Source organism: Tolypothrix sp. FACHB-123 (assembly GCF_014697075.1).
Classification (GTDB): Bacteria; Cyanobacteriota; Cyanobacteriia; order Cyanobacteriales; family Nostocaceae; genus Aulosira.
Window position 1 is genome coordinate 1 of record NZ_JACJRE010000155.1, and the last position, 2,088, is coordinate 2,088.

1 protein-coding gene is annotated in these 2,088 nt (G+C 29.5%); it reads left to right on the top strand.

Annotated elements, in window-relative coordinates; translation table 11 throughout:
- The first annotated feature begins 241 nt into the window (after positions 1-241).
- The gene (locus H6G41_RS34440; protein ID WP_190752875.1) at positions 242-1,867 is read left to right on the top strand and encodes an IS1634 family transposase; all 1,626 of its coding nucleotides are present in this window, start codon (positions 242-244) and stop codon (positions 1,865-1,867) included.
- Positions 1,868-2,088: the final 221 nt, after the last annotated feature.

A 2,088-nucleotide genomic window follows, 5' to 3' on the forward strand; every position in this document is an offset into this window, starting at 1 on the left:
CCCGTATTCCGCACTTCATTATGAAGCATAAAGAACTACATAGCTGTACTGAAGCAAAAGGTAAATAATAATACAATTAAAAACCAGGAACCAGACATTTACAAATAAACTTGTGTGACGAAGTAACTAAGGCTAAAGTGCTGAAAAAACACTGATTTTAAGCTTTTTGTCAAACTAAACTTACATTGATTCAGTTGAAATGAGACAATCAAAAAAACTCAAAAATATGTCAGGGTGAAAAATGTCTCCAATCGAAAATGCCAAAATTAAAAACATTGATCATTTAGGAATAGTTGCAGGATTAATTGATGAAATAGGAATAGTCGAAATAATTAATGAGAAATTAGGGATAGACCCTCGTGAAAAAATTACAGCAGGAATATTAGTGAAAGCGATTTTAATCAATGGATTAGGATTTGTCTCAAGACCTTTATATTTATTTAGCCAGTTTTTTGATGATAAAGCAATTGAAGTTCTGTTAGGAAAAGATGTAGAAAGTGATTATATTAATGATGATAAAATTGGGAGAGTGATGGATAAACTATATAAATATGGATTGAATAATATCTTTATAGAAATTGTTTTATCAGTGATTAAAAAGTTTGAGATAAATACAAAATACTCACATTTAGACGCAACATCGTTTCATCTACATGGAGAATATAAAAGAGAAAAAATCAAAGAGACAGAAGAGGAATTAAGCAAAGAAAGACCGATAATAATAACTAAAGGTTATTCTCGTGATCATAGACCAGATTTAAAGCAATGTATTTTAGATTTAATAACGAGTGGTGATGGGGATATACCATTGTTCATGAGAGCGGGAGATGGAAATGAAGCTGATAAGGCAGTATTTGGCAAAATATTAGTAGAGTATAGAAAACAAATATGTTTTGATAGTATTATGGTTTGTGATAGTGCATTATATAGCCAAGAAAACATCCAATTAATTCAGAATTTAAAATGGATAAGTCGTGTACCGATGACAATTAAAAAAGCACAAGAATTAGTTCAAATTGTAGAAATAGAGGAGATAAATGCAAAAGAAAAAGAAAGAAGAGAGAGTTTGAATCTAGATGGATACACATGGAAGTCCGAAATAGTAACTTATGGTGGTATTCAACAAAATTGGCTGATAGTAGAGAGTAAAAAAAGGAAAGACAGTGATTTAATAAAACTAGAGAATAAGCTAAAAAAAGAAAAACAAAAAGTCGATAAACTACTTAAGGAAATAAAAAAAGAAGAATTTGAAACTCCAGAACAAGCACGATATAAGTTAAAAGTAATCAACAAAAAACTGAAATTTCATGAAATCAAAGAAATTAAAGTTTTTGAAAGCAAGTCAAAGAATAATCAGACTGTTTATAGAATGTCAGGAGAGAGGAATGAAAAAGTAGAAGAGATGGAAATCCGAAAAAAAGAAGCTGGAAGATTTATTTTAGCGACTAATTTAGTTGGTGAAGAGAAGTTAGAACCATCAGAAATTATTAAAGCTTATAAAAATCAACAGTCTTGTGAAAGAGGGTTTAGGTTTTTAAAAGACCCTTTGTTTTTTACTGATAGCTTCTTTGTTGAGAATCCAGAACGAATTGAGACCATGCTATTTTTAATGTCCTTATGCTTGTTAGTTTATAATCTTGGTCAAAGGCAACTAAGAAGTGAGTTAAAAAGACTCAAAATCGGAGTCAAGAATCAATTAGGTAAGTTAACCATGAATCCGACACTAAGATGGATATTTCAATGCTTTCAAGGTATTCATTTCTTACATTTAGATGGCATTAATCAAATTATTAATTTAACTTCAGAACGTCATTTTATTTTGAATTGTTTACCATCATTTTGCCAAAAATATTATTTTATTTCTTGATTTGACAAGATTTTTGGAGAAAATTATGATTTACCAACACATGAAGGAACATTTATGCTTCCTTCAGTTTATAGTGCTTATATGACCAATTTTATTACATCTTAATTAATCAATTTCTGAAAAGATATCCATTTTTATTCTATTTCTTAATCATTTTTATCTTTGCGCTTTTCTCTTGCTTGTAATCTCCTTATACTTCAATTTGAAGTGCGGAGTTTGGG